Below are 25793 nucleotides of genomic sequence, written 5' to 3'. Positions count from 1 at the left end.
TCCACGTCGACCTCGACGATCTCCTCCGGCTCGGCCAGCGCGCCTTCAGTCCATTCCCGCATCGGCGGCCAGGCAAAGTCTGTTTCGCATTAGCGGAGAGAGGGCTCACCAGCACCGATGGCGACAGGAGCAGCAACTCCTTGCGTGAACGGGAGAAGGAACCGCGCCTCAGTACTTCTCCGGCACATAGAGCTCGCGCGGCAGCACCTGGCGCTCGTAGGAAGGATTGAACACCCGCTCCGGCAGCGTGATCTCCTCATGCGGCACCTCCTCATACGGCAACTGCTGCAGCAGGTGGTCGATGCAGTTGAGCCGCGCCCGCTTCTTGTCGTTGCCCTCGACGATGAACCAGGGCGCTTCCTTGATGTTGGTGCGGGCGAAGGTTTCTTCCTTGGCCTTGGTGTACTGCTCCCAGCGCACCCGCGACTGCAGGTCCATCGGCGACAGTTTCCACTGCTTCATCGGATCGTGGATGCGCATGAGGAAGCGCATCTGCTGCTCCTCGTCGGTGATCGAGAACCAGTATTTCACCAGGGTGATGCCGGAACGGACCAGCATGCGCTCGAATTCGGGCACGTCGCGGAAGAACTCCTCGACCTGATCTTCATTGGCAAAACCCATAACCCGCTCGACGCCGGAGCGATTGTACCAGGAGCGGTCGAACAGCACGATCTCGCCGCCCGCGGGGAGATGCGGCACGTAGCGCTGGAAGTACCATTGCGACCTCTCGCGCTCGGTCGGCGCCGGCAATGCCACGACACGGGCGATGCGAGGGTTGAGGCGCTGGGTGATGCGCTTGATGACACCGCCCTTGCCGGCGGAATCGCGGCCTTCGAAGATCACCACCAGCTTCTTCTTGTGGTAGGCGACCCAGGACTGCAGCTTGATCAGCTCGGACTGCAGCCTGAGCAGTTCGCGGAAATAGGTCATCCGTTCGATCGAAGGCGGATGCGACTTCTTGTAGATCTTGGCGATCTCGAGCGAGAGCGCCGGCTCGGAAATCTCGAGCTCGTAGTCCTCGTCGAGCGTGTCTGCGAGTTCGGCCTCCAGCCAGTCCTTCGCCCCTGAATTCGGTTTCACTTCATTCATCGCGCAGCTCCGTCTGCCTGTCAGCCTTCATCGCCTCGGAATGCGCCGCGGCCCCGGCGGACACGCGACTCCGTAAGCCGACCGGGATACAGAGGCGCAATGACGGTTTTATTGCAAGCGACCGGCCGGCGGCATCCATGTTAGCCTATATATGATCGGACCGTATCGGCAGCGGGGCGACACGCCGGCTGAATTGTCCTACAAATCCCCTCGCCTCTTCCCGGCGCTCGCCACGGCGCTTCTTCAACCAATCGCGAGGACTGACATGGAATACCGCACGCTGGGCCGATCCGGCTTGAAAGTCTCGACATTGACGCTTGGCACCATGACGTTCGGCGGCACCGGCCCATTCGCCGCCGTCGGCAATTCGGACCTTTCCGAGGCCAGCCGCATCATCGACACCTGCATCGATGCCGGCATCAACCTCATCGACACCGCCAATGTCTATTCCAACGGCCTCTCCGAAGAGATCATCGGGGAGGCGCTTGGCGGCAGGCGCAAGAATGATGTGCTGATCGCCTCGAAGGCCCGCATGCGCATCGGCGCCGGGCCCAATGACGAGGGCCTTTCGCGTTACCATCTGATACGCGAATGCGAAAAGAGCCTGAAGCGGCTCAAGACCGACGCCATCGATATCTATTTCGTCCACCAGTGGGACGGCCTGACGCCGTTGGAGGAGACGGTCGCGGCGCTCGACACCCTGGTCAACCAGGGCAAGGTCCGCTACATCGACTGCTCCAACTACTCGGGCTGGCACGTGATGAAGGCGCTGGCTGTCAGCGACAGCCGGCATCAGGCCCGTTTCGTCACCCAGCAGATCCATTACACGCTGGAAGCCCGCGAGGCCGAATACGAGCTGCTGCCGATATCTGTCGACCAGGGCCTCGGCGTGCTGGTCTGGAGCCCGCTGGCCGGGGGCCTGCTCTCCGGCAAATATCACCGCGACAGCCCGACCGCGCGCCAGGTCGGCGGCTGGACGGAACCGCCGATCCGCGACCAGGACCGTCTGTGGCGGATCGTCGAAGTGCTCTCCGACATTGGCAGGGCGCGGGGCGTGTCGGGAGCGCAGGTGGCGCTTGCATGGCTGCTTGGCCGTCCGGCCGTAAGCTCACTGGTGATTGGCGCGCGCAACGAGGGGCAGCTCAAGGACAACCTCGCCGCGGCCAGCCTGCCGCTCTCCGAAGAAGAGCGCCAGCGACTCGATGCCGTCAGCCGGCCGCCGGTGCTTTACCCGTACTGGCACCAGCAGTTCACGGCCAAGGACCGTTTCGGGCCGGCCGACAAGCTGCTCGACCGCTCCCACGCCTAGGGCTTCGGTGAGCACTCAGCCGGCGATAAAGCGCCAGACTTCCGTGTCGGGCTTGATCTGCCCGCTCAGCACGAAATATTTGTAGAGGACGAGCAGCGAGATCGCCTGCTCGACCGGCTCATTGTGGAATTCGCGGCAATAGGCGTTGGCGGCGGCGGTTATCCGCTCAGCTTCGTCGGGATGCTTTTCGAAATAGGCCACCTTGTCGACCAGGTCGGAGAAATCCGGCTCGAGTGGCACGTAGTGGACATTGGGCTCGACCTTGGCTTCCGCAAACCAGGTTTCGTAGGTCGGTTCCGGCATCAGGCAGAGCGAATTGGAACTCATGATCCATTTCAGGTTCGTCGCGACGTCATTGCCCTCGAGCGAAACGATGTAGCGATAGCGCCGCTGCTGCTCGATGTTCAGGAACGGCTTACGGTATCCGTCCGGCGCGTCGGCCTTGTGGGATCCCGCATCGCAGATCGGCAGGCCTGCGGCCTTTTCCACAAAGCGGGTGCGAAGCGGATTGTTGAGGTGACCGCGCCAGACCACCATTGGGCGCTTGGCGGCGAAAGGCACGCTGTCGGGCGGCATGTAGAAGTGCCGGAACTTGTTCAGCTTCATCAGCACGCCGTTCGCATTGTCGTCGCCGATGGGCCGGTCCTTGACGATCCTCGGAACCTCCGGAACGTCGACGACGTCGCCGAACTTGTAATCGATCAGGAGGCCGGGATCGAAGTAGCGGGCGAACTCCTTGAGGTCGTAATAGTACATGCTGGAAGAGTTCTGCAGCTCCCCGACGGGGACGGCGTCCGGACTGGGCGCGAACGGCTGTTGGAGCTTGTTGTAATAGTTCAGCCGTTCCCGAACCGTCTTGCCTGAAAGCCTGGCCTGCTCGAGCCGGCCAGCAAGGCGATCTCGGAACAGGGACTGCGGAGCGCGATCACGGGCGAAATTGCGCGCGTAGTAAAACAGCTTGGAGGCGGTTCGGGAGAGTGTGGCCATGCGTCCGCGAATTCAGCAAGATGGTCGGTGGAAGTCGGCTTCATCCCGCTGACCACCTACAGCATTCTCCCGGCCAAGTTTCAAGCCCGCCGGTGCTGCCGATCTTGCGTGCGCATTCCGCCTCAAGCCGCGACCACGGCAAAACCGCGCGCGCGCAAACCGCGCCGGTCGTCATGCAGCGAAGTGACCAGCCGACCGCGGCTGCCGGCGATGTGAGCGGAAAGCAGCCGCGCCGCGTCATCGGCATTCCCGGCCCCGACAGCGGCAAGGATCGCATGATGTTCGGCCCAGGCGCGGTGGAGCGCCGTCTCATCGCGCACTTCCAGCCAACGCGCCCGCGACAGCCTGGTCATTGCGTCGCGAACGGCTCTGAGCAGAAACTCGTTGCCTGAAAGCCTCGCCAGTTCGATGTGGAAATCCATGCCGACGCGGTGCCACTCCTCTCGCGGTGTCCCGGCATCGCAAGAATCAAGCATCGCCGCGATCACGTCGATCCCGCTTCGATCTTCGAGCGCCGCCGTCAGGCGAACGGCCGCGACTTCGACCGCCTCCCGGTAGACGGCGATCTGGCCCAGTTCCGCCAGGTTGATCGGCGCCACCGCCCAGCCGCGGCCGTCACGACCGATCAGGCCTTCCGTTTCCAGGCGAAGCAGCGCCGCTCGCACCGGCGTGCGCGATGCGCCGAACCGGCTCTCGATCCAGCGTTCAGTCAGCCGCTCGCCCGGCCCTATCTCCAAGCTCAGGATCATCTCGCGAAGTTGCCTTTCGACATTTTGCATCTGTGACATCGGCGTCCAGCTCTCCAAAGCCGCATTGACAGCGGCAATTATCAGGTCCATGACGGATACCGACTTGGTATCCCAAATCGGTCTCCGTAACAACCCCAGCATCGGCGCGCGCAAAAATGACGCAGAAGGAACCCGGACAGAGCGGCTTCAACATGCATTGGCGGCGCAACCTTGCCGTCTGCTTCGCCGGCTCGTTCAGCACGCTTATCGCCATGACGCTCCTGTTGCCGTTCCTGCCTCTTTACGTCGAACAGCTCGGCGCCGAAGGCCACGTGGCGATCGTGCAGTGGTCCGGCATCGCCTATGGCGCGACTTTCTTCGCGGCTGCCCTGGTCGCGCCCCTGTGGGGCCGGCTGGGCGACCGCTACGGCCGCAAGCTGATGCTCGTGCGCGCATCTTTCGGCATGGCGATCTGCATGTCGCTGACCGGCATGGTTCAGAGCGTCTGGCAGTTGGTGCTTCTTCGGCTGCTGATCGGCTTTGCCGGCGGCTATTCGTCGGGCTCCACGATCCTGGTCGCGATGCAGACGCCCAAGGAGCGCTCGGGCTGGGCGTTGGGCGTGCTGGCGGCGGGCATCACCGCGGGCTCGCTGGTCGGACCGCTGCTCGGCGGCCTGCTGCCGCCGCTTATCGGCATCCGCGCGACTTTCCTGCTTTCCGGCGGCGTCATCTTCCTGGCCTTCCTGGCGACGACTTTCCTGATCAAGGAGAATCCGCCGGCGCCCAAGCGGGTCTCTGCTGCGAAGCCCAAAAGCGGCTGGTCCCAGATACCCGACAAGCGCCCGGTCGTCGCCATGCTGACCACAGGCATGCTGCTCGCCTTCGCCACCATGTCGATCGAGCCGATCATCACCGTCTACGTGCAGCAGCTCGTCGAGGACCAGGGCAAGGTGACCATGGTCGCCGGCGTCGTCATGTCGGCGGCGGCGCTCGGCACCATCCTGTCCTCATCCTGGCTGGGGAAACTCGCCGACCGCGTCGGCCACTGGAACGTCGTGGTGGGCGCGCTTGCCGTGTCGGCGCTGCTGCTCGTTCCCCAGGCATTCGTCACCAGTGGCTGGCAGTTGATCGGCCTGCGCTTCCTGATGGGCCTGGCGCTGGGCGGCCTCTTGCCCTGCATCACCAGCGTCATCCGTCACAACATCCCGGATGGCGTCGGCGGCAATGTTCTCGGATTGGCGATCTCGGCGCAATACGTCGGCCAGGTCGCGGGGCCGCTTATGGGCGGCTTCGTCGGCGGGCATTTCGGCATGCGCTCGGTATTCCTGGCCACTTCGGTGCTGATGGCGCTGGGTGCTGCCTACAACTGGATTGTCCAGTCGCGGCGGACACGGCATATGCTGCTGGAGGCTGGCGAGTCCTGATCGGTCGCGCCGGCCAGCCAACAGGGAGCATCCGAAATGAGCCTCGCCGCGCAACTGTCGAACGGCGGCAACCGTATCCTGGTCTTCATCGCCGGGCTACTCGGCGCGGCAGGCGTGGCGCTGTCGGCCGCGGCCGCGCATCGCGGCGGCGCGTTTACCGGCACGGCGGCCAACTTCCTCCTGATGCACGCGCCGGTATTCCTCGCCATCGGCCTTTCCGGCGCCAACCGTTGCCTCAGGATCGCCAGCCTCGTGCTGCTCGCCGGCCTGCTTTTATTCTGCGGCGATCTGCTGGCGCGCGACTTCCTCGGCTCAAGGCTGTTCCCGATGTCGGCGCCGATCGGCGGCACCCTGCTGATCGCCGGCTGGGTGGCGATCGCCGTGTCGGCGCTGTGGCGACCGGCCCTTAGCGCAATTCCAGCAAACCGGACCACTTGCGACCAGCGTGCCGATTACGCTCGCGCGCAACCAACTCGTCAGCGCGGCGCCCTTCGGGCCGTTCGGTTGCGGGAGCGATGCCCCAATAGTTGCGATAGATGTCCTGAAACAGATGACCGATGGGATGCATGACTGCTTTTCCTGCAGATTGAATCGATCCAATTCAACGATAGAAAAAAGGGCGGGGCTCAGCCCCGCTTGCGCTCCACGAGGAAGCGCGGCGCGCGCCGCCAGGGACTCGATCTGCCCCGGCGCTGCTCGCTGGCGGCAACTGAGGCGATGCCCCAGTCGTTGCGGTAGACGTCCTCGAACAAATAGCTCACCGGATGCATGGCACCCCTCCTCCTGAGACCTCGTCTCACTACTAACGCGAACACTTGGATCGATTCAAATCATACCCTTCGATCACTTCGAGTCAAGCCGGTATTTGAATCGATCCAAGAAAATGTTAGATGACCGACAGCAATTCAACGGTCATGTTGGCGGCATGATCGGATTCGGAGGAACGACATGGCATCACTCCTCGAAGGCCAGGCAAGGCCGATCAGGCTGGCTGACATCGCCAAGGCCGCCGGCGTCTCGCACGGCACCGCCTCGAATGTCTTCAGCCGTCCCGAGGTTGTGCGCGCCGAAGTGCGCGAACGGGTCAAAGCGGTGGCGGAACAGATGGGCTATGCCGGCCCGGACCCGAAGGGCCGGCTGCTGCGCGCTGGCAAGGTCAACGCCATCGGCGTCGCCACCACCGAGCCCCTCTCCTATTTCTTCGATGATCCGTTCGCGCGCGTGATGATGGCCGGCATTTCGGAAGCCTGCGACGCCACCGGGGCGGGCATCGCGCTGGTGTCGGCCGCCAACCAGGAAAAGCTCGCCTGGAACATCCAGAGCGCGCTTGTCGACGGTTTCGTGCTGTTCTGCATCGAAGGTGGCTCGCGCCTTGTCGACCTGACGCGCGAGCGCAAACTGCCCTTCGTGGCGCTGGAACTCGGCTTCCAGGACGAGACGGTGTCCGCCATCGGCGTCGACAACGTCGCCGGCGCGCGACTTGCCGCGCGCCATCTCGCCGAGCTTGGCCATCGCCGCTTCGCCGTCCTGTCGCTTGGGTTTGCCGACAACCGAACCGGTTTCGCGACGCCGGAAGTGGTGCGCAGCGCCGTCTACACCGGTACGCGCGACCGCCTTGCCGGCTATTTCGAGGAGCTTTCCCGATTTGGCGTCGATACGACGAAGATCCCGGTCTACGAGACCGAGAACGAGGACAAGAGCACCAGGGCAGGCCTGGAGGCTATCTTCGCCACGGGGGAGCCGCCGACCGCAATCCTGGCCATGTCGGACCGCATGGCGCTGATCGCCATCGACTGGCTGAAAGCGCGAGGCCTAGACGTTCCCGGCGATGTCTCCATCGTCGGGTTCGACGGCGTGCCGGACGGCGCGCTCTGCATGCCGCCGCTGACCACGATCGCCCAGCCGATCACCGAGATCGGCCGCCGCGCCGCGCGCATGATCCTGGATCACGACGGCGCGGTGCGGCGCGAGACGATGGGCGTGGAGCTGATCGTCCGGGCGTCGACAGGCCCTGCCCGAAAAGGCTGAGCACCCTTGTAGCGTCGCGCAATTAGGAACGGACAACCACTGCAGGCTTTTCCTGGGACTGACTCAGTATCCCCCCGCCCTCGCCGGCACCGGCTGCGCGCCGAACGGCCTGCGCGCGCTATCCTCGCCCATAGGGCTGGCGCGGGACGGGCCGAGGCCTGCGAGCCATTCGAGATACAGCGCGAGCGCGAACTGCATGGCGATGCCGGCCGCGATCAGCAGCGTGTCGTAGGCCAGGCCACCCGGGTTGATCAGCTTCAACACCTGCGCCGCCATGGCAAGCAGCGTGCCGGCGATGAACACCGGCAGCGAGCGCTTGCCCAGAATGGCGAGCGGATTGTCGGGCCTGACGCGGAAGAGGTTGGAGACTGCCGGCAGCGCGACTATCAGATAGCTGACCGATAGAATGTGCAACAGCCTTGGCAGCGACAGGAAAGTCTTGTCGAAGCCGCCCATCACCACCGGCAGGTTGAACCAGGTGATTTGGCCCCAGAGCGGGCTATGCACCCAGATCGCCGCGCCGACCACGTAGATGCCCGCGGCGCCGAGAAGCCATGGATTGACCGGGATTCGCCCGCCCCGCCTCACATGCAGCATGGCGGCAAGGCCGATGTTGAAGAGGAACTGCCAGGACAGCGGATTGAGGAACCAGAGGCCAGGCTCGGGATAGTTCGGCGGCGCGATCTGCCAGATGCCGGCAACGAGCCATAACAGGCCCGACACGATCAGGGCCGGCACCGGCCGATAGCTGACGAACAGCACGAACGCGGGTGCCGCCACAAGCAGCGCAGCATAGACCGGCAGGATGTTGTTATAGCCGAGTTGATGGCCGAGCGTGACGATGCCGAGCAACACCTGCGGCGTCTTCGTCATCAACGGTTCGATGTTGATCATCGTCAGCATTTCCGGACGGCGCGCGAACACGGCGGCGGCGCAAAACAGCGCTATCACCACCATCGTGATGACGATGTGGGAGATGTAGAGCACGCCTGCGCGCCGCCACATCTTCAAAGTCGCGAGCAATCGGCCGCCGGGCTTGAACTTCGTCCCGTAGGCCAGCGCCACCGAGATGCCGGAAATCAGCACAAAGGCTTCGGCAGCGTCGGAAAAGCCGAAATTCTTGTAGGTCCAATTCTCGAAGACGGTACCCGGCACATGGTCGACGAAGATAGTAAGCAGCGCTAGCGCGCGCAGTACGTCGATACGTGTGTCACGCTCTCCAATACGCTTGTCGCGTCCATTGAAAACAGGGGTGGTCATCGACAAAGGGCCTCAAAGCTGGTTGTTCATAGCCAGCAATGCGACCCCCGGGGCGCACCGCTTCGAACCTCCCATGGGGAGTGTATCGGCGCAGAAACGGACTGAAATGCGCCGGGTTCAATCAACTTTCGCGGAGCGCGAAAATATTCCGTTTTGAAGCCGGCAAATCAATGAATCTCTCATGGAATCAAATGGATGTGAGCATGTCCGAATATAGTGGCGAAAACAGCGTTCTTCGCAGCGATCTTGCTTTCGCCTACCGCATGTCGAGGCCGGCGGACGCGGGTGACGAGAGCCTGTTCGTGCTGCACGGGTCGGGCGTCGACGAGACGACGATGCTGCCCCTGGCGCAGCGGATCGCGCCGCGCGCCGTGATCGTGGCGGCGCGGGGCCGCGTCCCGCAGGAAGACGGATTTCGCTGGTTCGAGCGAATCACACCTACCAGTTTCGAGCAAACCTCAATCCGCGCTGAGACGGCGGCCTATGCCCAGTTCGCGGCGGAGGCCGCGACGCGACATGGGCTCGACCTTCGCCGCGCGACTTTTCTTGGCTATTCGAACGGCGCAAACGTCGTCTCCAGTCTCATGCTGCTTCATCCCGGCCTCGTCAGGCGGGCGGTGCTATTGCGGGCGATGCCGGTGCTCGACACATCGCCGATGACCGATCTTCGGGAAACGCGCGTGCTGATTATCGCCGGCGCCGCCGACCAGACCTACGGCCCGTTCGCGCCTGCCTTGGTGACGCTGTTCAGCCAGCGTGGCGCCGAGGTCGACGCACGTATCGTCGCCTCGGGCCATGAATTTGGCGACGCCGACGCGGCGATCGCGCGGCATTGGCTTAGCGCCTGCGTGCGGCCGGCGGAGATCGAGGCGCCGCCGCCAATGCCTTGAGCGAACGTGATAGTTGCGCTGCCGTCGCGGGTGAAGCCCGGGCAGGCTCCGCTCTGCCTTAGCCCTGCCCCATCCGGTTCCAGGCGTCCAGGCCGGCGATCTTGTAGGCCTCGGCCAGCGTGGGATAATTGAAAGTGTTGTTGACGAAGAAGTCCACCGTGCCGCCGAGGTTGATCACAGCCTGGCCGATATGGATGAGCTCGGTGGCGCCCTCGCCGACAATATGAGCGCCGAGCAGCCGGCGCGTTTCGACGGAGAACAACAGCTTCAGGAAGCCTGAATTGACGCCCATGATGTGGCCGCGCGAGGTCTCGCGGAAACGTGCCACTCCGACCTCGTAGGCGACGCCGCTCTCGCGCACCTGCTCCTCGGACTGGCCGACCGTGGAAATCTCCGGCACAGCGTAGATGCCGTAGGGAAAGGTCTCGGGGGGCGGCGGAAGGGGGACGCCGAAAGCATGGCAGGCGGCCACCCTGCCTTGCTCCATCGAGGTGGAGGCGAGGCTGGGAAAACCAATGACGTCGCCGGCGGCGTAGATGTTGGACGCGGTGGTCTGGAAGGTCTTCGGATCCACCTTGATGCGGCCGCGGCCGTCGGCCTCGATGCCGACCGCCTCGAGGCCAAGGCTGGCGACATTGCCGGTCCGTCCGGCCGCGTAGAGCACGATCTCGGAGCGGATGGTGCGGCCGTCGGCGAGCGTCACCTCGGCATGATCCGGCTTCGAGGAGATTTCCTTGACCGCGCTGCCCAGCCGGATCGTCATGCCGCGATCACGCATCTGATGGATGAAGTCGTCAATGATCTCGCGGTCGACAAAATCAAGGATCGTGTTGCGCGGTTCGACCAGAGTCACCGGCACGTCCAGCGCCGAAAAGATCGTTGCATATTCGACCCCGATAACGCCGGCGCCAATGACGGTCAGCGTGCGCGGCAGGCGGTCGAGCTCGAGCATCTCGTCGCTGTCGAAGATGCGCTTTCTGTCGAAGGGCACGTCGGCCGGCCGGTGCGGCCTTGTGCCAACGGCAATCAACGCGTGCGTGAAGCCGACCTCGCTGTAATCGTCGTTATCGGTGGTCAGGCTGACCCTGTTCGGGCCGAGGAATTTCACCGCCGCCCGCGCGCTCCTGACCGTGTTGCGCATGAACTGGTGCTGCAGAACCTCGACCTCGTGATCGAGTGTCTTGTGCAGCCGCTCGACCAGATCGGTGACGGAGATATCCTGCTTGACCCGGTAGCCACGTCCGTAGAATCCCCTCTCGCGCCAGCCGGAGAGGTTGAGCACCGTCTCACGCAGCGTCTTCGAGGGGATGGTGCCGGTGTGCACTGAGACGCCGCCCAAGCGCCGGCCCCTGTCGACCACCAGCACCGACTTGCCGAGCTTGGCCGATTGCACCGCGGCTCGGCGGCCCGAGGGGCCGCTGCCAATGACCAGCATATCGTAATCCATAGTCCCCCTGCCCCCTCGGCGTCTTGCTGCGCCGCAACAGGCTAAACTGGGGAGCGCGTCATATTCAACTGCCAAACACGCGATCCCTGCGGCATGAAAATCGGCGCGACGCAAGGCAAAACGCCACGGGATTTAACGTTGCGGCAAGACTTGCGTGCAATGGTCGAGCCTGGGGTAGCACCGGGGGCAGACTGCGTGACCATCTTCAGCGGTAATTCGTCACTAGGGAAAACGGGGCTCCTGCCCGGGCCGGGAACAAGCGAAATCATCGCCGATCTGCGAGAAGGTTTTCTGCGCTTCCTGGCGCTGGCCGCGACGTTCATCTTTGCCTATCGGGGCATGTATCATCTTGTGGCGGATCCGAGCAGGATCAACATCCTGTTGCTGACGATTTCCGAAACGCTAACCTTGGTATGGCTGCTTCTGGCCCGGCGCCCCAAGGCACGCGATTGGAACCCGCTGACCGTGATCATCTCGCTGACCGCCAGCCTCGGCTCCGGTCTGATCTCGATGCAGCCGGGGGTGGCGATCATTTCAACCACGGTCGCGGCACCGTTGCAGTGCCTGGCGTTGTCGATGTCTGTCTGGGGAAAGCTCTCCCTCGGTCGCTCCTTCGCGCTCCTGCCCGCGAACCGTGGCGTCGTCACCGGTGGTGCCTACAGGTTCATCAGACATCCGATTTACGCCGGCTACTTGGCGGGCCACGTCCTATATCTGTTGTCGAATTTCTCGATGTACAATTTCGGCGTCTACGGGATTATAACCTTCTTTCAGGTCTACCGCCTCACGCGTGAGGAGGCCATCCTTGCGACGACACCGGAATACCGCGAATACCTGGGCAAGGTTCGCTACCGGTTCCTTCCCGGCATCTTCTAGGATCGGTCCGGCCAACTCCATTCCTTGAATTCGGCGCAGTCTTTACCATTTGACTGGCGGGCATCGATTTTGGATGCCGCAGCGAGGAATGGACATGAACGCGCGCGTATTGGACGGCGAGATCATCACCACACGGTTCGAGGACACACGCGCCTATCGCGGCGTACGGACAAGGCGCATTTTTGCCTTCCTGCTCGACTATTTTTTCGTCGGGCTGCTGACCATCCCCTTCGCGATCCTGGTCGCCATTCTCGGTTTGTTGACCTTCGGCCTCGGATGGGCGCTGTTTTCCGTGCTGCTGCCGATGGTCGCGATCCTCTACATCTGGAACACCCTAGGTAGCCGAGACCAGGCGACGACCGGCATGAAGATCATGGGTATCCGCCTGGAGAGGCTCGACGGCAGCCGCATCGACGGGATGACCGCGGTGGTGCATTCCGTTCTATTCTGGGCCGGCAACGTCGTCCTTACGCCGCTGGTATTGCTGGTCACACTGTTCTCGGACCGCAAGCGCACGCTGCACGACTTGCTGCTCGGCACGGTGGTCACCCGCACCGACATCTGACGGGTGGGCGGCGGCCGCGCCTATCAAACGACTGCGCCGCCCGCACTTAAATATGAACAGGTCGCAGACGTCGCGACAGCACAATCCTGTTGAATTTTTCGCCAACCGGGCCAAAGGTAGGGCGATTCGCAGGAGCGTTTCCAAGAATTAGATGACGCAGCATCCGACCCAGTCGCCGCAGTTCTTCCTGACAGCGCCGTCACCATGCCCCTATCTGGAGGGCCAGTTCGAGCGCAAGGTGTTCACGCACCTTGTCGGCGACAAGGCGCCGGAGATGAATGACCTGCTTACACAAGGCGGCTTCCGGCGCTCTCAGAACATCGCCTACCGCCCGGCTTGTGAGTCATGCCGCGCTTGCGTCTCGGTGCGCATCCTGGCGCATGAATTCGACCCCAGCCGCAACATGCGCCGCGTCATCCAGCGCAATGGCGATCTTGTCGGCGCCATGCATGACGCACAGCCTTCGACCGAGCAATATTCGCTGTTCCGCAGCTATCTCGACGCCCGCCATCGCCGTGGCGGCATGTCGGACATGACCGTACTCGACTATGCGATGATGGTGGAAGACACGCATGTCGACACCAAGATCATCGAATACAGGCGGCGCGGCCCGGATACCTTCATCACCGGCAAGGGCCAGGGCGAGTTGATCGCCGTCGCGCTCACCGACAAGATGGCCGACGGCCTGTCGATGGTCTATTCCTACTTCAATCCCGACTTCGAGGACCGCTCGCTCGGCACGTTCATGATCCTCGACCACATCACCCGCGCCAAGGCGATGGGCCTGCCCCACGTCTATCTCGGCTACTGGGTCAACGGCTCGCGCAAGATGAATTATAAGATGCGCTTCATGCCGCAAGAGCATCTCGGCCCGAAGGGCTGGGAGCGCTACGACCACGAAGCGCTCACGCGCTGACCGATCTTTCCAAAGCCCACCCTAGATTTCTCAAGGGGCAGGATGCTGGTGTTTCCGCAGATAGGCGGAGAGCGCACAATGGCGCGCCGGCCGTCCGCCCGCAATTCATCGCGAGAAAATACCCGCATGTCCTCCCACCACGACCATCAGAAGGGCCTTCTCCTGACCGCCATCGGCGGCATGGCGCTGACCGTCGACATCCCGCTGATCAGGCTGGCTCACGGCGAGGCGTGGACGATCCTGTTGCTGCGCACCGGCACCACCTTCCTTGCCGGACTCCTCATTTGGATCGTCTGGCGCTCGTTGAGCGACAGGGCGCCGCAGCTCGTTCCCGGCCGCCCCGGACTCGCGGTCGCAACGCTGTACGGCCTGGGTTCGATTGCCTTCGTCACCGCCGTCTACCACACCTCGACCGCTGATCTCGTCTTCATCCTCGCCTTCACCACCATGTTCTCGGCGCTGCTGTCCTGGCTGTTCCTGAAGGAAAGGCCGCGGCCTCTGACGCTTGCGGCGCTGGGGCTGATGATCGTCGGCGTGGCCATCATCGTCGGCGACTCCATTGGTAGCGGACATCTGTTCGGCGACGTCATGGCCTTGTGCTCCGCGCTCTGCATCGCCTCCGCCATCACCATTTCCCGGGCCAGCGGCAAGGAGATGGGCTTCACCTCGCTGGTCGGCGTGATCTTGCCCTTCACAGTCGCCGCCTTCATGGTTTCGAGGACAGGCTTTCGGGTCGACGCGCCGTGGTGGATCATCTTCAACGGCGCCGTGATCATGCCGATCTCGTTCTTCTGCCTCGCCAATGGCCCGAAATATATCTCAGGGCCGGAAGTGGCGATGTTCTACCTGTTGGAAACCGTGCTGGCGCCTGTCTGGGTCTGGCTGATCTTCGCCGAGGCGCCGTCGCGCAACAGCCTGATCGGCGGCACGGTCCTGATCGTCACGCTGGTCGTCCATTCGCTGTGGCAATTGCATGAGGGACGCAAACGTCGCGCCGCTCTCGCGATCAGTCACCCGGCGTGAATTTTCCTGGTCTCGGGCGCCGCCTCGATCCGAGGCGGCCCACTTTCCCCTTCGAGCGGCGCTGTCTCGTCCATCAATTCCACTTCGCGCAGCCATTCGCGCCAGATGGCGACGAGCAGCGCCATCAGCACCGGACCGATGAAGAGGCCGAGGAAACCCATTGTCTTGACGCCCCCGATCAGGCCGAAGAAGGTCGGCAGGAAGGGCAGCTTGATCGGTCCACCGACGAGCTTCGGGCGCAGTGTCTTGTCGACGATGAAGAGTTCCACCGCGCCCCAGACGAACAGCGCCAGCCCGGCAAACAGCTTGCCGCTGGCCGCGAGGTAGACCGACACCAGCGTGAAGGAGAGCGGAGCGCCGCCCGGGATCAGCGCCATGATGCCGGTAAGAGCGCCAAGCGTCACCGGCGACGGCACACCGGCCAGCCAGTACGCCGTTCCGAGCACGAGGCCCTCGCCGATGGCGATGATGGTCATGCCGGTGACCGTAGACGAGATGGTTGCGGGCACAACGCGCGATATCCGCTCCCAGCGTGTCGGCAGAATACGCTCCCCCAGACGATCGATCTGCGCGGCGAAAGCCTCGCCGTCGCGATAAGCGAAGAACAGCGCGATCATCATGAACAACAGCGTCAGCAAAAGACCGAAGGCGCTGCCGCCCGCGGCCAAGGCACCGCGATAGATCGCGCCGATGTTGGAGCCGCTGGTCAGCTGGATCAGTTCGCCGATGCCGCCGGGATGACCGAGATAGGCCGTCCACTGCTCGTTAAGCCACTCGCCGACGACGGGCATGGTGGCGATCCATTGCGGCGTAATCGCGCCATGGCGGTTGGTCTCGATCGCCCAGGTGACCCATTCGCGCAGCTCATTGATGGCATAGGTGCCCGCGAGGCCGATCGGCACGACCAGGAAGGCGAGGATGAAGAGAATGGCCAAGGTCGCGCCAACGGTGCGGTTGCCGCCGACGGCGGCGAGCAGCCGGCGGTAGAGCGGCCAGCTGGCAAAGGCGATGACGAGCGCCGCCAGCACCGGGAACAGGAAGCCGTGAAAGAAATAGACGCCGGCGGCGGCAATCAGCACCAGGAGCCAGCGCGCCGCCGAAATCGGCGGGATGACGGCGGCCCGGAGCGGCGTCGACAGGCCGAACAGGCGCTGCCCCGGCTTCTGGATTTCAGCCCGCTTCAACCCGGCGTTTCTCCCCTGTCCCGATTACCTGACCGCTTATGCGCCATCATAGTGCAGCAATCGTGACGATAGTCCAAATTCTTGGGAATCTCCCCCAGGGAGACTGGCGCCTTACCCGAACTTGCCCGTCCTGGGGAAGCCTTTCGGCACCATACGGCCGGCGGCGGCCCGGGCGCCGATCCATTCGGCCAGTTCCTCGCGCGATCTGGTGAAGGTGCGGTCGGCCGAATCCTGCCAGGAAAGCCCTGTCTCCAGCGTGAAGGGTTTCAAGTCCAGCACGCCGCCGTCCTTGTATTTCTGCAGGCGCACGCCCTTGCCGCGCGCCATTTCCGGGATTTCGGACAACGGGAAGACCAGCATCTTGCGGTTCTCGCCCACGATGGCGAGGTGATCGCCCGAAACCGGGATGCAACGCTTGGCTTCGTCTGGCGCCTTGACGTTCATCACCTGCTTGCCCTTGCGCGTGTTGGCGACGACCTCTTCCTCGGAAACGATGAAGCCATTGGCATCATGGGAGACCAGCAGCAGCTTGCGCTTGGGATCGTGGACGAAGGCGGTGACGATGTCCTGGTCGTTCTCCATGTCGACGATGATGCGGATCGGTTCGCCATGGCCGCGCCCGCCGGGCAGCCGGTCGGCGCCGATGGTGTAGAACTTGCCGCCGGTGGTGAAGACCAGGATCTTGTCCGTGGTCTGGGCATGGAAGGCAAGCTTGAGGCTGTCGCCTTCCTTGAAGGCGAGCTGCGAAAAATCAGTCAGGTGGCCCTTCATGGCGCGCAGCCAGCCCTTTTCCGACACCACGACAGTGACCGGCTCGCGCTCGATCATGGCATGCGCGATGTCGGTCAGGTCATGCTCTGGCGCGCCGGCGAACTGGGTGCGGCGTTTGCCGAGCGCGGTGTCTGGACCGAACTTGTCGCGGACTTCGGCGACCTGCCATTTGATCGTTGCCCATTGCTTGGCTTGCGACGCCAGCAGGGCCTCGATCTGCCCCTTTTCCTCGATGAGGCCGTCATGCTCCTTGCGGATCTCGATTTCCTCGAGCTTTCGCAAGGCGCGCAGACGCATGTTGAGGATGGCTTCGGCCTGGTTGTCGGTGAGCGACCAGCGGGCCATCATCACCTGCTTGGGCTCATCCTCTTCGCGAATGATCCTGATGACCTCGTCGATGTTGAGATAGGCGATCAGGTAGCCCGCGAGAATCTCCAGCCGCTTCTCGATCTCGCCGAGCCGGTATTTCGAGCGGCGGATCAAGACGTCGCGGCGGTGGTCGAGCCACTCCTTCAGCACGCCCTTGAGCGACAGGACGTTCGGCACCTTGCCGCGCGACAAGACGTTCATGTTGAGCGGAAAGCGGCTTTCGAGCTCGGTAAGCTTGAACAGCGATTCCATCAGGATGCCGGGGTCGACGGTGCGGCTCTTCGGCACCAGGACGATGCGGATGTCTTCGGCGCTCTCATCGCGGATGTCTTCGAGCAACGGCAGTTTTCGAGCCATCAAGAGCTCGGCGATCTTCTCGATCAACCTGGCCTTCTGCACACCGTAAGGAATTTCGGTGACGACGATGCTCCAGGTGCCCCTGCCCTGGTCTTCCTGGCCCCAGTTCGAGCGCACGCGGAAACCGCCGCGACCTGTCTCATAGGCTTCGAGGATCGAGGCGCGGCTGTCGACGATAATGCCGCCGGTGGGGAAATCCGGCCCCTGGACGAAGTCCATAAGCTTAGCCACCGGCGCTTCCGGATGCTCGATCAGATGGAGGGCCGCGTCGCAAAGCTCGGCGGCATTGTGCGGCGGGATGGAAGTCGCCATCCCGACCGCGATGCCAGAAGAACCGTTGGCGAGCAGGTTCGGAAAGGCACCGGGGAGGACGGACGGCTCCTCGTCCTCCTCATTGTAAGTCGGGCGGAAATCGACGGCGTCCTCGGTGATGCCCGCAAGCAGTTCGGTCGCAACCTCGGTCATGCGCGCTTCGGTGTAGCGCATGGCGGCTGCGTTATCGCCGTCGATGTTGCCGAAATTGCCCTGCCCGTCGACCAACGGGTAGCGCATCGAGAAATCCTGCGCCAGGCGCACCAGGGCGTCGTAGATCGACTGGTCGCCATGCGGATGGAACTTACCCATCACGTCGCCGACGATGCGGGCGCATTTGGCAAAACCCTGATCCGGGTTGAGACGCAAAAGCCGCATGGCGTGCATGATGCGGCGATGGACCGGCTTAAGTCCGTCGCGCACATCCGGCAGCGCCCGGTGCATGATGGTCGACAGCGCGTAAGCGAGATAGCGCCGCTCGAGCGCCTCTTTCAGATCGACCGGTTCGATTTTGTCGCCGCCGCCGTTGTCATCAGGCGGCAAAAGCCTTTTTCCCATGGATTTGGACTAGCCGAGCGGCTGATTCGCGGCAAGCGCCGCGTGAAAATCGGCGCATCCGCCGCAGCCTGTGAACACGTGGCCGGCGATGTGAAGGATTTCACGGAAGCGGCGAGACGGCGGCTGCAAGTTGCCGCCGATCTGCAACGGGCCGCGGCGTCATCGTGACGCCGGCCAACATCAATCCGTTACATGCGGCCTCTATCTGGCATGCGACGCGCTGGCGGAGGGGAGCCCCGGTCTTCATGACTAATTCACCGCATCGGGCAATGGCCGCCGTCCGGCGTTTGCCTTTCATCCCCATTTTCGACAAATGTGCAGGGAAATGCCTTTTTCCCGTCTCGTTCGTCACGGATTGGTGATGGAGAAGGTTTCAGAACAATTTGATCATAGCTAATCAGGACAGGGAACTCGCCATGACAATCCAACGCTCAACGCTCAAGAAACTGGCCTTTTCAACCTTTCTGCTGACGTTGCCGCTCAACACGGCCTTCGCCGCCGACCCGGCGGTGGCCGAGCGCATCAAGGCGGCCCTCGCCGCCCAGGGCGTCGACATTTCCTGGACCGGCGTGTCCGGCGACGATTCCAGCGCCGTGCTGCAGGGTGTTTCCATCAAGTCGGCGGCGGAGAAGGAAGCGCTGCCAATCGGCGACGTGAAACTGGAAGGGGTCACCGCGGCAGGTGGCGGCTATGAGATCGCCACCGTCTCGACCTCGCCTTTCGAACACAGCAAGGACGGCGTGACACTCGACCTCAGCCCGGTGGTTATCCACGGCATGAAGGTTCCGGCGGAGGGCAGCACCGATCCGCTCGGCTCGCTGATGATGTACAAGTCGGCGGAGCTCTCCAACATGAAGGTCAAGGTCGGCGACAAGACGGCATTCGCGATGGACGGGCTTGCCGTCCAGATCACCCCACCGGCCGACGGCAAGGCGATGGACTTCACCGCCAACACCGAGAAATTCACAGCCGACCTGTCGCTGATCGACGACCCCAAGTCGAAGGAAGCCATCGAGGCGCTCGGCTACCAGAACATCTCCGGCAACATTGCGATGGCCGGCACCTGGCAGCCAAGCGACGGCAAGATGGAGCTGTCGAAGTATGAAGTCTCGGTGGAGAATGCCGGCACGCTCGGCATGACCTTCAACCTCGGCGGCTACACGGTAGACTTCATCAAGTCGATGCAGGAGATGCAGAAGAAGCTCGCAGCCCAGCCGCAAGGCGCCGACAATTCCGCCCAGGGCATGGCTATGCTCGGCCTGATGCAGCAGCTTTCCTTCAACGGCGCGTCGGTGCGCTTCCAGGACGATTCGCTGACCGGCAAGGTGCTCGACTATGTCGGCAAGCAGGAGGGCATGTCTGCCAAGGACGTCGCCAGCCAGGCCAAGGCGATCGTGCCGTTCGGCCTGGCGCAGCTCAACAATCCGGAGCTGACGGCGGAGGTCTCGTCGGCGGTGAATGCCTTCCTCGACGATCCGAAGAGCCTCGAGATATCGGCCGAGCCGCCGTCGTCGGTGCCCTTCGCGCTGATCATGGCCGGCGCCATGTCCAACCCGCTCGACCTGCCCAAGACGCTCGGCGTCAAGGTCAAGGCGAACCAGGACTGATCGGGCGACAGTTCCGAAAGCAAAAGCCCGGCAGCGATGCCGGGCTTTTCTATTGTGGCCGATTCATCGCCAGAAAAGAAAGGCTTGGCTCTGGGTCCTAGCCTTCCTTCTTCGCCACCGCGACGCGCAACGACAGCTCGCGCAGCTGCTGCGGGGTCGCTTCCGACGGCGCGTTCATCAGCAGGTCGTAGGCCTGCTGGTTCATCGGGAACATGGTGATCTCGCGCAGGTTCTTGGCGCCGACGAGCAGCATGACGATGCGATCGACACCCGCTGCCATGCCGCCATGCGGAGGCGCGCCGTACTGGAAGGCACGGTAGAGGCCGCCGAAGCGCTCTTCCACCGTCGCGCGGTCCAGGCCGACCATCTCGAAAGCCTTGACCATGGTTTCCGGCAGGTGGTTTCGAATGCCACCCGATGCGATCTCGAAGCCGTTGCAGACCATATCGTACTGGAAGGCCTTGATGCCGAGCGGCTCCTGACCGTTGAGCGCGTCGATGCCGCCCTGCGGCATGGAGAACGGATTGTGGGCGAAGTCGATCTTCTTCTCGTCCTCGTTCCATTCGAAGAAGGGGAAGTCGACGATCCAGCAGAGCTCGAAGCGCTCGCGGTCGACGAGGTTCAGTTCCTCACCAGCGCGGGTGCGCGCCGCACCGGCAAACGCGACGAACTTCTTCGGATCGCCGGCAACGAAGAACGCGGCATCGCCATCGGCGAGGCCGAGCTGCTGCCGGATCGCCTCGGTGCGCTCCTCGCCGATATTCTTGGCGATCGGGCCGGCGCCTTCGAGCTTGTCGCCTTCCTTGCGCCAGAAGATGTAGCCCAGCCCCGGCTGGCCTTCGCCCTGCGCCCACGAGTTCATGCGGTCGCAGAAGGCGCGGCTGCCGCCGGTCTTGGCCGGAATCGCCCAGACTTCCGCCTTCGCATCATTGGCCAGGATGTTGGCGAAAACCTTGAAGCCGGAACCGCGGAAATGATCCGATACCGCCTGCATCTCGATCGGGTTGCGCAGGTCCGGCTTGTCGGAACCATAGGTGCGCATCGCCTCGTCGTAGGGGATGCGGCGGAATTTCTGCGTCACCGGCTTGCCGCCGGCAAACGTCTCGAAGACCCCGCGGAGAACAGGCTCCATCGTGGAGAGCACATCGTCCTGCTCGACGAAGCTCATTTCGAGGTCGAGTTGGTAGAATTCGCCGGGCAGACGGTCGGCGCGCGGATCCTCGTCGCGGAAGCAGGGCGCGATCTGGAAATAGCGGTCGAAGCCGGAGACCATGATCAGCTGCTTGTACTGTTGCGGCGCCTGCGGCAGCGCGTAGAAGGTGCCGGGATGGATGCGCGAGGGCACCAGGAAGTCGCGCGCGCCTTCCGGCGAGGATGCCGTCAAGATCGGCGTCGAGAATTCGGTGAAGCCGACCTCGCCCATGCGCTTGCGCATCTCGGCGATGATCTTGGTTCGCGCCACGATGTTCTTGTGCAGCGTCTCGCGGCGCAGGTCCAGGAAGCGGTATTTCAGGCGGATGTCTTCTGGATAATCGGGCTCGCCGAAGACCGGCAGCGGCAGTTCCTTGGCGGCCGACAGCACTTCGATCTCGCGCGCGAAAATCTCGATCTCGCCGGTTGGCAGGTTGGCGTTCACCGTCTCCGGCAGGCGCGCCTTGACCTCGCCGTCGACGCGGATCACCCATTCGCCGCGCACCGTCTCGGCCACCTTGAAGGCCGGCGAATCCGGATCGGCGACGATCTGTGTCAGGCCGTAATGGTCGCGCAGGTCGATGAAGAGCAGTCCGCCATGATCGCGCACGCGATGCACCCAGCCAGACAGGCGCACGGAATTACCGACGTCGCTCTTTCTCAACTGGGCACAGGTGTGGCTGCGGTAACGATGCGTGGTCATGGGTAAAGTCCGGAAATCGCGGGCACCAGCCCGGCTTGAAAATTGGCGCGAAAAGCGCATGAGAGGCAGGCTTTGTCAAGGCGATCGGTCACACGGGCCCGCCGCCTCGTCCGCCCAGGCAAAGTGGATTTGCGCGCCCCGGCTTTTTAAATCTGCGAGCGCCGAGGGACGCGCGCTCCTTTCCGCGATCGCATCTACCACGGGACACGCGCCGCTGCAGCGGCCCGGACGATCCTTTCCAGCCAGCTGGTATTGCCATCGCGCGAAAAGTTGCGGTGCGTGATTACGTTGCGGCGCTTGACGAAAGCGCGCGCGGCTGAAATTGAAAGAGGCTTAATATTTGTGCCAAAAAGCGATTTAATGCACATCATCACCACACAGGAAGAACTTGAGAGCGTTGTCGCGGCGTTCGAAAAGTCGGAATTCGTCACCGTCGATACCGAATTCATCCGCGAGACGACCTTCTGGCCGATCCTTTGCCTGATCCAGATTGCCGCGCCCGGAATCGAGGCGCTCATCGATCCATTGTCGCCTGGCATCGACCTGAAGCCGTTTTTCCGGCTGATGGCCAACGAAGCGGTGCTGAAGGTCTTCCACGCAGCGCGCCAGGACATCGAAATCATCGTCCATCTCGGCGATCTTGTGCCGCATCCCGTGTTCGATACGCAGGTGGCCGCGATGGTCTGCGGCTTTGGCGACAGCGTTTCCTACGATCAGCTCGTCCAGAAGGTCACGGGAGCGCGGCTGGACAAGTCGTCGCGCTTCACCGACTGGCGGCACCGGCCGCTCTCCGACAAGCAGCTCGAATACGCGCTTGCCGACGTTACCCACCTGATCGAGGTCTACCAGCATCTCAGCGCTGAGCTGAAGCGCGAGGACCGCGCCCATTGGCTGAACGAGGAGATGGATATTCTCACCTCGCGCGAGACGTACGACCCACATCCCGAGGATGCCTGGAAACGACTCAAGATGCGGCTGCGAAAGCCGCAGGAGCTGGCGATCGTCCAGGCGGTGGCCGCCTGGCGCGAGCGCGAGGCGCGCGAGCGCGACGTCCCGCGCGGCCGCGTGCTCAAGGACGATGCGATCTACGAGATCGCGCAGCAGGCTCCGCGCGATACGGCCGCCCTCGGCAAGCTTCGCACGACGCCGAAAGGCTGGGAACGCTCCGCTACGGCAACCGCGCTGCTTGGCGCGGTCAACGCCGCGCTTGCCTTGCCCAAGGACGCGATGCCGAAACTGCCGAAAAGCGTCCAGCCGCCGGAGGGATCGAGCGCGGCAGCGGAACTGCTCAAGGTGCTGCTCAGGATCGTCGCCGAGAAGGAAGGCGTCGCCACCAAGGTGCTTGCCTCGAGCGACGATATCGACCGCATAGCGGCCGAGGGAGACGAAGCCGACGTGCCGGCGCTGCAGGGCTGGCGGCGCACCGTCTTCGGAGAGCAGGCGCTAAGGCTGGTACGCGGCGAGATCGGCATCAAATTCGACAAGCGCCGGATCGCGGTGTTCAACCTGTAGCGCCGCCTCCCGTAAGCGGAGAGCAGGAAAATCGCGTTCAAACCGCCCCGAGCAGGTGGAGCGCGAACCAGATCCAGGTGATGAGAAGCAAGCCCGCGCCGACAAAGAAGGCGCGGCTGCGGCGAAGCACATCGTTTCGGCCGAGATGCACCCAGGCGTGGATGTAGCGCGTGACGATGAAGAGCCACATCAGCGCCAGCGTCAGATAGTTCACGCCGTTGGTGAGGAACAGCGCCAGGCAGAGCACGTGGAAGAGAACCGGCAGCTCGAACTGGTTGATCAGGTTGTTGGCGACAGTGACGCTGGAGGCCGGCTCGGTCGAGCGGACCTTATACTGACTGATCCTGGCCTCGCCCGACTTCACGGCCTCGTAGCGCCGCTTAAACATCACCAGATAGACGATGTAGACCAGCAGCACATGCGCCAGCATTGGCCAGAAGATGGCGGTCTGGCGCATCTGCCGCCCTCAGCGTCGCCGCTGCCCGGCCAGCGCGAAGACGGCAATGACGAAGACCGGGATAGCCAGCAACGCGAATTTGGTGACGGTCAACGTGGAAGCGAAGGCGAGCGAATCGGGATTGGCCGACTGGAAATCAGACAGCAAGCGCGCCACGGCGAAATTCTGGGCGTAGTCGGCTATCGAATAGGGAAGCACCAGGACCAGTGAGAACAATGCCTGCAACTGGGCCGGCATGGCGCGGAAAGTGCTGAGACGCCGTCCGAACACGAGGATGATGCTGACCAGCGTCAGCGACAGCAGCGCCGGGAACAATAGATCGAAGGTCAAATAGTGCCAGACGATGATGATCTCGCCGCCCCGCCGGCCGAGTGCGGTGAGCCAGGCCATGCCTTCGTCAGGCGTAAAGCCGGCGATGCGCATGTCGAGCGAGGCCAGGCCGCCGCTCAGGCGCTCAAAATAGAGAAACTCCAGCGCCGTCATGATGAGGAAAAGCGTGATCGAGGCGATCGAGAGCGCCGCTGCGTGCCGCGACAGCCGCAGCACCGCGACACTCAAGCCATGCCACAGGCCCTGGCGGTCGGACCGATCGGCCTCCCGATCAAATTCCGCCCGGATAGTTGGGGCTTTCGCGGGTGATCGTGACGTCATGGGCGTGGCTTTCACGAAGTCCGGCATTGGATATGCGCACAAAGGTGGCGCGCTCGCGGAAGTCGGCAAGATCGCGTCCACCCACATAACCCATAGCGGCTTTCAGGCCGCCCGCAAGCTGGTGCAGCACGCCAGCCACAGGTCCTTTGTAGGGAACCTGCCCTTCGATGCCCTCCGGAACCAGTTTCAGCGTGTCGCGGACCTCGGCCTGGAAGTAGCGATCGGCCGAGCCGCGCGCCATGGCGCCGACAGAGCCCATGCCCCGATAAGCCTTGAAGGAGCGGCCCTGGTGCAGATAAACCTCGCCCGGGCTCTCGTCGGTGCCGGCAAGCAGCGAGCCGATCATGGCGGCGCTTGCGCCGGCGGCCAGCGCCTTGGCGAGATCACCCGAATATTTGATGCCGCCATCGGCGATCACGCTCACGCCGGCCTTGCTGGCCGTCTCTACCGCCGACATGATCGCCGACAATTGCGGGACTCCGACGCCGGCGACGATTCGGGTCGTGCAGATCGAACCAGGGCCTATGCCGACCTTGACGGCGTCGGCGCCGGCATCGATCAGCGCCTGCGTGCCATCGGCGGTGGCGACATTGCCGGCCAGGATGCGTACTGAATTGGAAAGCTTCTTGGCCCGGGTGACGGCGTCGAGCACGCGCTGCGAATGCCCGTGCGCGGTATCGATGACAAGCAGGTCGACGCCGGCGTCGATCAGGCGCTCGGCGCGCTCGAAACCGTCATCGCCGACGCTGGTGGCGGCGGCGGCGCGCAGCCGCCCTTGCGCATCCTTGGTGGCATGAGGGTTGAGCTGCGACTTCTCGATGTCCTTGACGGTGATCAGGCCGACGCAGTTGCCCTTCCTGTCGACCACGACCAGCTTCTCGATGCGGTGCTGGTGGAGGAGGCGCTTGGCCTCCTCCTGATCGACATTCTCCTTGACCGTGATCAGGTTCTCACGGGTCATCAGCTCGTAGACCTTCTGCGCCGGATCGGAGGCGAAGCGCACGTCGCGATTGGTGAGGATGCCGACCAGACGCCCGACGGTGTGGCCGCCGGCGCCGCCATTCTCGACCACCGGAATGCCGGAAATGCCGTTGGAACGCATCAGCGCCAATGCGTCGGCTAGCGTGGCGTCCGGGCCGATGGTGACGGGGTTCACCACCATGCCGGATTCGAATTTCTTCACCTGCCGGACCTGCTCGGCCTGCTCGGCCGGCGAGAAATTACGATGGATGACGCCGATGCCGCCGGCCTGCGCCATGGCGATGGCCAGCCGCGCCTCGGTGACGGTGTCCATGGCCGCCGAGAGAATCGGCACGTTGAGATCGATATCGCCGGCAATGCGGGTGCGGATGTCGGTTTCGCCCGGCATGACTTCGGAATGGCCGGGCTGCAGGAGCACGTCGTCAAAGGTCAGCGCCAGCGCGCCGGTTGACGTTTCGATGATTTTTGACATGGCCAGTCCTTTTGAATGCGCAAAAGGCGCTGGACCGATTTGGGCAGCGCCGACTCTCATCTTCCCTTTCAGGATTGGCGCTGGCTGGTAACACGTCCGGGGATGGAAGAAAAGCCGATCGTTGCG

The 25793-nt window shown here is 63.4% G+C and carries 22 protein-coding genes and 1 pseudogene; 11 read left to right on the top strand and 12 right to left on the bottom strand.

Going from position 1 to position 25793, the window contains the following annotated elements:
• Nucleotides 1-168 precede the first annotated feature (168 nt).
• A complete protein-coding gene (gene ppk2, locus ACR64R_RS07040; RefSeq protein ID WP_487360961.1) occupies nt 169-1089 on the bottom strand; it encodes a polyphosphate kinase 2 in 921 nt (306 codons plus the stop codon).
• A 265-nt stretch (nt 1090-1354) separates the two neighbouring features.
• Between ppk2 and ACR64R_RS07035 the strand changes: the two genes are divergently transcribed.
• The gene (locus tag ACR64R_RS07035; protein ID WP_487360960.1) at nt 1355-2398 is read left to right on the top strand and encodes an aldo/keto reductase; all 1044 of its coding nucleotides are present in this window, start codon (nt 1355-1357) and stop codon (nt 2396-2398) included.
• A gap of 15 nt (nt 2399-2413) precedes the next feature.
• On the opposite strand, the gene ACR64R_RS07030 is transcribed toward ACR64R_RS07035, so the two are convergent.
• On the bottom strand, nt 2414-3385 hold the full coding sequence (locus tag ACR64R_RS07030) for a glycosyl transferase family 90 (protein ID WP_487360959.1): 972 nt from the start codon (nt 3383-3385) through the stop codon (nt 2414-2416).
• A 122-nt stretch (nt 3386-3507) separates the two neighbouring features.
• The gene (locus tag ACR64R_RS07025) at nt 3508-4173 is read right to left on the bottom strand and encodes a GntR family transcriptional regulator (protein ID WP_487360958.1); all 666 of its coding nucleotides are present in this window, start codon (nt 4171-4173) and stop codon (nt 3508-3510) included.
• A 116-nt stretch (nt 4174-4289) separates the two neighbouring features.
• On the opposite strand from ACR64R_RS07025, the gene ACR64R_RS07020 reads away from it, so the two are divergent.
• Together ACR64R_RS07020 and ACR64R_RS07015 are read left to right on the top strand one after the other, a co-directional pair.
• Nucleotides 4290-5537 (top strand): MFS transporter, encoded by a 1248-nt coding sequence (locus ACR64R_RS07020; protein WP_487360957.1) that lies wholly within the window; start codon nt 4290-4292, stop codon nt 5535-5537.
• A 36-nt stretch (nt 5538-5573) separates the two neighbouring features.
• A pseudogene (locus ACR64R_RS07015) lies at nt 5574-5939 on the top strand (DUF423 domain-containing protein); the annotation flags it as partial.
• A gap of 224 nt (nt 5940-6163) precedes the next feature.
• Here ACR64R_RS07015 and ACR64R_RS07010 read toward each other — a convergent pair.
• A complete protein-coding gene (locus ACR64R_RS07010; RefSeq protein ID WP_487360956.1) occupies nt 6164-6307 on the bottom strand; it encodes a hypothetical protein in 144 nt (47 codons plus the stop codon).
• 178 nt (nt 6308-6485) lie between these two features.
• On the opposite strand from ACR64R_RS07010, the gene ACR64R_RS07005 reads away from it, so the two are divergent.
• The gene (locus ACR64R_RS07005; RefSeq protein WP_487360955.1) at nt 6486-7565 is read left to right on the top strand and encodes a LacI family DNA-binding transcriptional regulator; all 1080 of its coding nucleotides are present in this window, start codon (nt 6486-6488) and stop codon (nt 7563-7565) included.
• A gap of 63 nt (nt 7566-7628) precedes the next feature.
• Here ACR64R_RS07005 and ACR64R_RS07000 read toward each other — a convergent pair whose 3' ends face one another.
• Entirely contained in the window at nt 7629-8825 is a 1197-nt protein-coding gene (locus ACR64R_RS07000; RefSeq protein WP_487360954.1) for an OpgC family protein, read from the bottom strand.
• A 203-nt stretch (nt 8826-9028) separates the two neighbouring features.
• On the opposite strand from ACR64R_RS07000, the gene ACR64R_RS06995 reads away from it, so the two are divergent.
• Nucleotides 9029-9715, top strand: coding sequence for an alpha/beta hydrolase (locus tag ACR64R_RS06995; protein ID WP_487360953.1), 687 nt, complete (start codon nt 9029-9031; stop codon nt 9713-9715).
• Between the two features lie 58 nt (nt 9716-9773).
• On the opposite strand, the gene sthA is transcribed toward ACR64R_RS06995, so the two are convergent.
• On the bottom strand, nt 9774-11162 hold the full coding sequence (sthA, locus tag ACR64R_RS06990) for a Si-specific NAD(P)(+) transhydrogenase (protein WP_487360952.1): 1389 nt from the start codon (nt 11160-11162) through the stop codon (nt 9774-9776).
• Between the two features lie 195 nt (nt 11163-11357).
• Between sthA and ACR64R_RS06985 the strand changes: the two genes are divergently transcribed.
• The 4 genes from ACR64R_RS06985 (at nt 11358) to ACR64R_RS06970 (ending at nt 14542) form a co-directional block, all read left to right on the top strand.
• Nucleotides 11358-12038 carry a methyltransferase family protein gene (locus ACR64R_RS06985; RefSeq protein WP_487360951.1) on the top strand — a complete coding sequence of 227 codons (681 nt, stop codon included), beginning with the start codon at nt 11358-11360 and terminating at the stop codon, nt 12036-12038.
• A gap of 94 nt (nt 12039-12132) precedes the next feature.
• A complete protein-coding gene (locus ACR64R_RS06980) occupies nt 12133-12603 on the top strand; it encodes an RDD family protein (protein WP_487360950.1) in 471 nt (156 codons plus the stop codon).
• A gap of 151 nt (nt 12604-12754) precedes the next feature.
• The gene (locus ACR64R_RS06975) at nt 12755-13519 is read left to right on the top strand and encodes an arginyltransferase (protein ID WP_487360949.1); all 765 of its coding nucleotides are present in this window, start codon (nt 12755-12757) and stop codon (nt 13517-13519) included.
• A gap of 126 nt (nt 13520-13645) precedes the next feature.
• Complete coding sequence (locus tag ACR64R_RS06970; RefSeq protein WP_487360948.1) at nt 13646-14542, top strand: DMT family transporter; 897 nt, start codon at nt 13646-13648, stop codon at nt 14540-14542.
• Here the strand turns inward: ACR64R_RS06970 and ACR64R_RS06965 are convergent.
• Both ACR64R_RS06965 and parC read right to left on the bottom strand, forming a co-directional pair.
• Complete coding sequence (locus tag ACR64R_RS06965) at nt 14530-15726, bottom strand: AI-2E family transporter (protein ID WP_487360947.1); 1197 nt, start codon at nt 15724-15726, stop codon at nt 14530-14532. The genes ACR64R_RS06970 and ACR64R_RS06965 overlap by 13 nt on opposite strands.
• Before the next feature lie 111 nt (nt 15727-15837).
• Nucleotides 15838-18093, bottom strand: a complete 2256-nt coding sequence (parC, locus tag ACR64R_RS06960; RefSeq protein WP_487360946.1) for a DNA topoisomerase IV subunit A — start codon at nt 18091-18093, stop codon at nt 15838-15840.
• A gap of 416 nt (nt 18094-18509) precedes the next feature.
• On the opposite strand from parC, the gene ACR64R_RS06955 reads away from it, so the two are divergent.
• Nucleotides 18510-19700, top strand: a complete 1191-nt coding sequence (locus ACR64R_RS06955) for a hypothetical protein (RefSeq protein ID WP_487360945.1) — start codon at nt 18510-18512, stop codon at nt 19698-19700.
• Nucleotides 19701-19797: 97 nt separating this feature from the next.
• On the opposite strand, the gene aspS is transcribed toward ACR64R_RS06955, so the two are convergent.
• Nucleotides 19798-21594: an aspartate--tRNA ligase gene (gene aspS, locus ACR64R_RS06950; protein WP_487360944.1), complete on the bottom strand. Its 1797-nt coding sequence runs from the start codon at nt 21592-21594 to the stop codon at nt 19798-19800.
• A gap of 360 nt (nt 21595-21954) precedes the next feature.
• Between aspS and rnd the strand changes: the two genes are divergently transcribed.
• On the top strand, nt 21955-23106 hold the full coding sequence (rnd, locus tag ACR64R_RS06945) for a ribonuclease D (protein ID WP_487360943.1): 1152 nt from the start codon (nt 21955-21957) through the stop codon (nt 23104-23106).
• Between the two features lie 37 nt (nt 23107-23143).
• Here rnd and ACR64R_RS06940 read toward each other — a convergent pair whose 3' ends face one another.
• Genes ACR64R_RS06940 through guaB form a run of 3 tightly spaced genes read right to left on the bottom strand, consistent with a single transcriptional unit; the run spans nt 23144 to nt 25667 of the window.
• Nucleotides 23144-23563 carry an MAPEG family protein gene (locus ACR64R_RS06940; RefSeq protein ID WP_487360942.1) on the bottom strand — a complete coding sequence of 140 codons (420 nt, stop codon included), beginning with the start codon at nt 23561-23563 and terminating at the stop codon, nt 23144-23146.
• Nucleotides 23564-23572: 9 nt separating this feature from the next.
• Complete coding sequence (locus ACR64R_RS06935; RefSeq protein WP_487360941.1) at nt 23573-24121, bottom strand: hypothetical protein; 549 nt, start codon at nt 24119-24121, stop codon at nt 23573-23575.
• 43 nt (nt 24122-24164) lie between these two features.
• The gene (guaB, locus tag ACR64R_RS06930) at nt 24165-25667 is read right to left on the bottom strand and encodes an IMP dehydrogenase (RefSeq protein ID WP_487360940.1); all 1503 of its coding nucleotides are present in this window, start codon (nt 25665-25667) and stop codon (nt 24165-24167) included.
• Between the last annotated feature and the right edge of the window lie 126 nt (nt 25668-25793).

The organism is Mesorhizobium sp. MC2-1-1, assembly GCF_057597255.1.
The sequence above is the reverse complement of the archived record's forward strand: the minus strand, read 5'-3'. Positions and strand labels throughout refer to the sequence as shown.

What these genes read in the sequence shown, in the direction of transcription:
- guaB (WP_487360940.1), bottom strand. Translation starts at nt 25,667, where the DNA reads ATGTCAAAAATCATCGAAACGTCAACCGGCGCGCTGGCGCTGACCTTT.
- parC (WP_487360946.1), bottom strand. Translation starts at nt 18,093, where the DNA reads ATGGGAAAAAGGCTTTTGCCGCCTGATGACAACGGCGGCGGCGACAAA.
- aspS (WP_487360944.1), bottom strand. Translation starts at nt 21,594, where the DNA reads ATGACCACGCATCGTTACCGCAGCCACACCTGTGCCCAGTTGAGAAAG.
- ACR64R_RS07035 (WP_487360960.1), top strand. Translation starts at nt 1,355, where the DNA reads ATGGAATACCGCACGCTGGGCCGATCCGGCTTGAAAGTCTCGACATTG.
- ACR64R_RS06940 (WP_487360942.1), bottom strand. Translation starts at nt 23,563, where the DNA reads ATGCGCCAGACCGCCATCTTCTGGCCAATGCTGGCGCATGTGCTGCTG.
- ACR64R_RS06975 (WP_487360949.1), top strand. Translation starts at nt 12,755, where the DNA reads ATGACGCAGCATCCGACCCAGTCGCCGCAGTTCTTCCTGACAGCGCCG.
- ACR64R_RS06955 (WP_487360945.1), top strand. Translation starts at nt 18,510, where the DNA reads ATGACAATCCAACGCTCAACGCTCAAGAAACTGGCCTTTTCAACCTTT.
- ACR64R_RS06995 (WP_487360953.1), top strand. Translation starts at nt 9,029, where the DNA reads ATGTCCGAATATAGTGGCGAAAACAGCGTTCTTCGCAGCGATCTTGCT.
- ppk2 (WP_487360961.1), bottom strand. Translation starts at nt 1,089, where the DNA reads ATGAATGAAGTGAAACCGAATTCAGGGGCGAAGGACTGGCTGGAGGCC.
- ACR64R_RS06970 (WP_487360948.1), top strand. Translation starts at nt 13,646, where the DNA reads ATGTCCTCCCACCACGACCATCAGAAGGGCCTTCTCCTGACCGCCATC.
- ACR64R_RS07010 (WP_487360956.1), bottom strand. Translation starts at nt 6,307, where the DNA reads ATGCATCCGGTGAGCTATTTGTTCGAGGACGTCTACCGCAACGACTGG.
- rnd (WP_487360943.1), top strand. Translation starts at nt 21,955, where the DNA reads ATGCACATCATCACCACACAGGAAGAACTTGAGAGCGTTGTCGCGGCG.
- sthA (WP_487360952.1), bottom strand. Translation starts at nt 11,162, where the DNA reads ATGGATTACGATATGCTGGTCATTGGCAGCGGCCCCTCGGGCCGCCGA.
- ACR64R_RS07030 (WP_487360959.1), bottom strand. Translation starts at nt 3,385, where the DNA reads ATGGCCACACTCTCCCGAACCGCCTCCAAGCTGTTTTACTACGCGCGC.
- ACR64R_RS07000 (WP_487360954.1), bottom strand. Translation starts at nt 8,825, where the DNA reads ATGACCACCCCTGTTTTCAATGGACGCGACAAGCGTATTGGAGAGCGT.
- ACR64R_RS07005 (WP_487360955.1), top strand. Translation starts at nt 6,486, where the DNA reads ATGGCATCACTCCTCGAAGGCCAGGCAAGGCCGATCAGGCTGGCTGAC.
- ACR64R_RS06980 (WP_487360950.1), top strand. Translation starts at nt 12,133, where the DNA reads ATGAACGCGCGCGTATTGGACGGCGAGATCATCACCACACGGTTCGAG.
- ACR64R_RS07020 (WP_487360957.1), top strand. Translation starts at nt 4,290, where the DNA reads ATGACGCAGAAGGAACCCGGACAGAGCGGCTTCAACATGCATTGGCGG.
- ACR64R_RS07025 (WP_487360958.1), bottom strand. Translation starts at nt 4,173, where the DNA reads ATGTCACAGATGCAAAATGTCGAAAGGCAACTTCGCGAGATGATCCTG.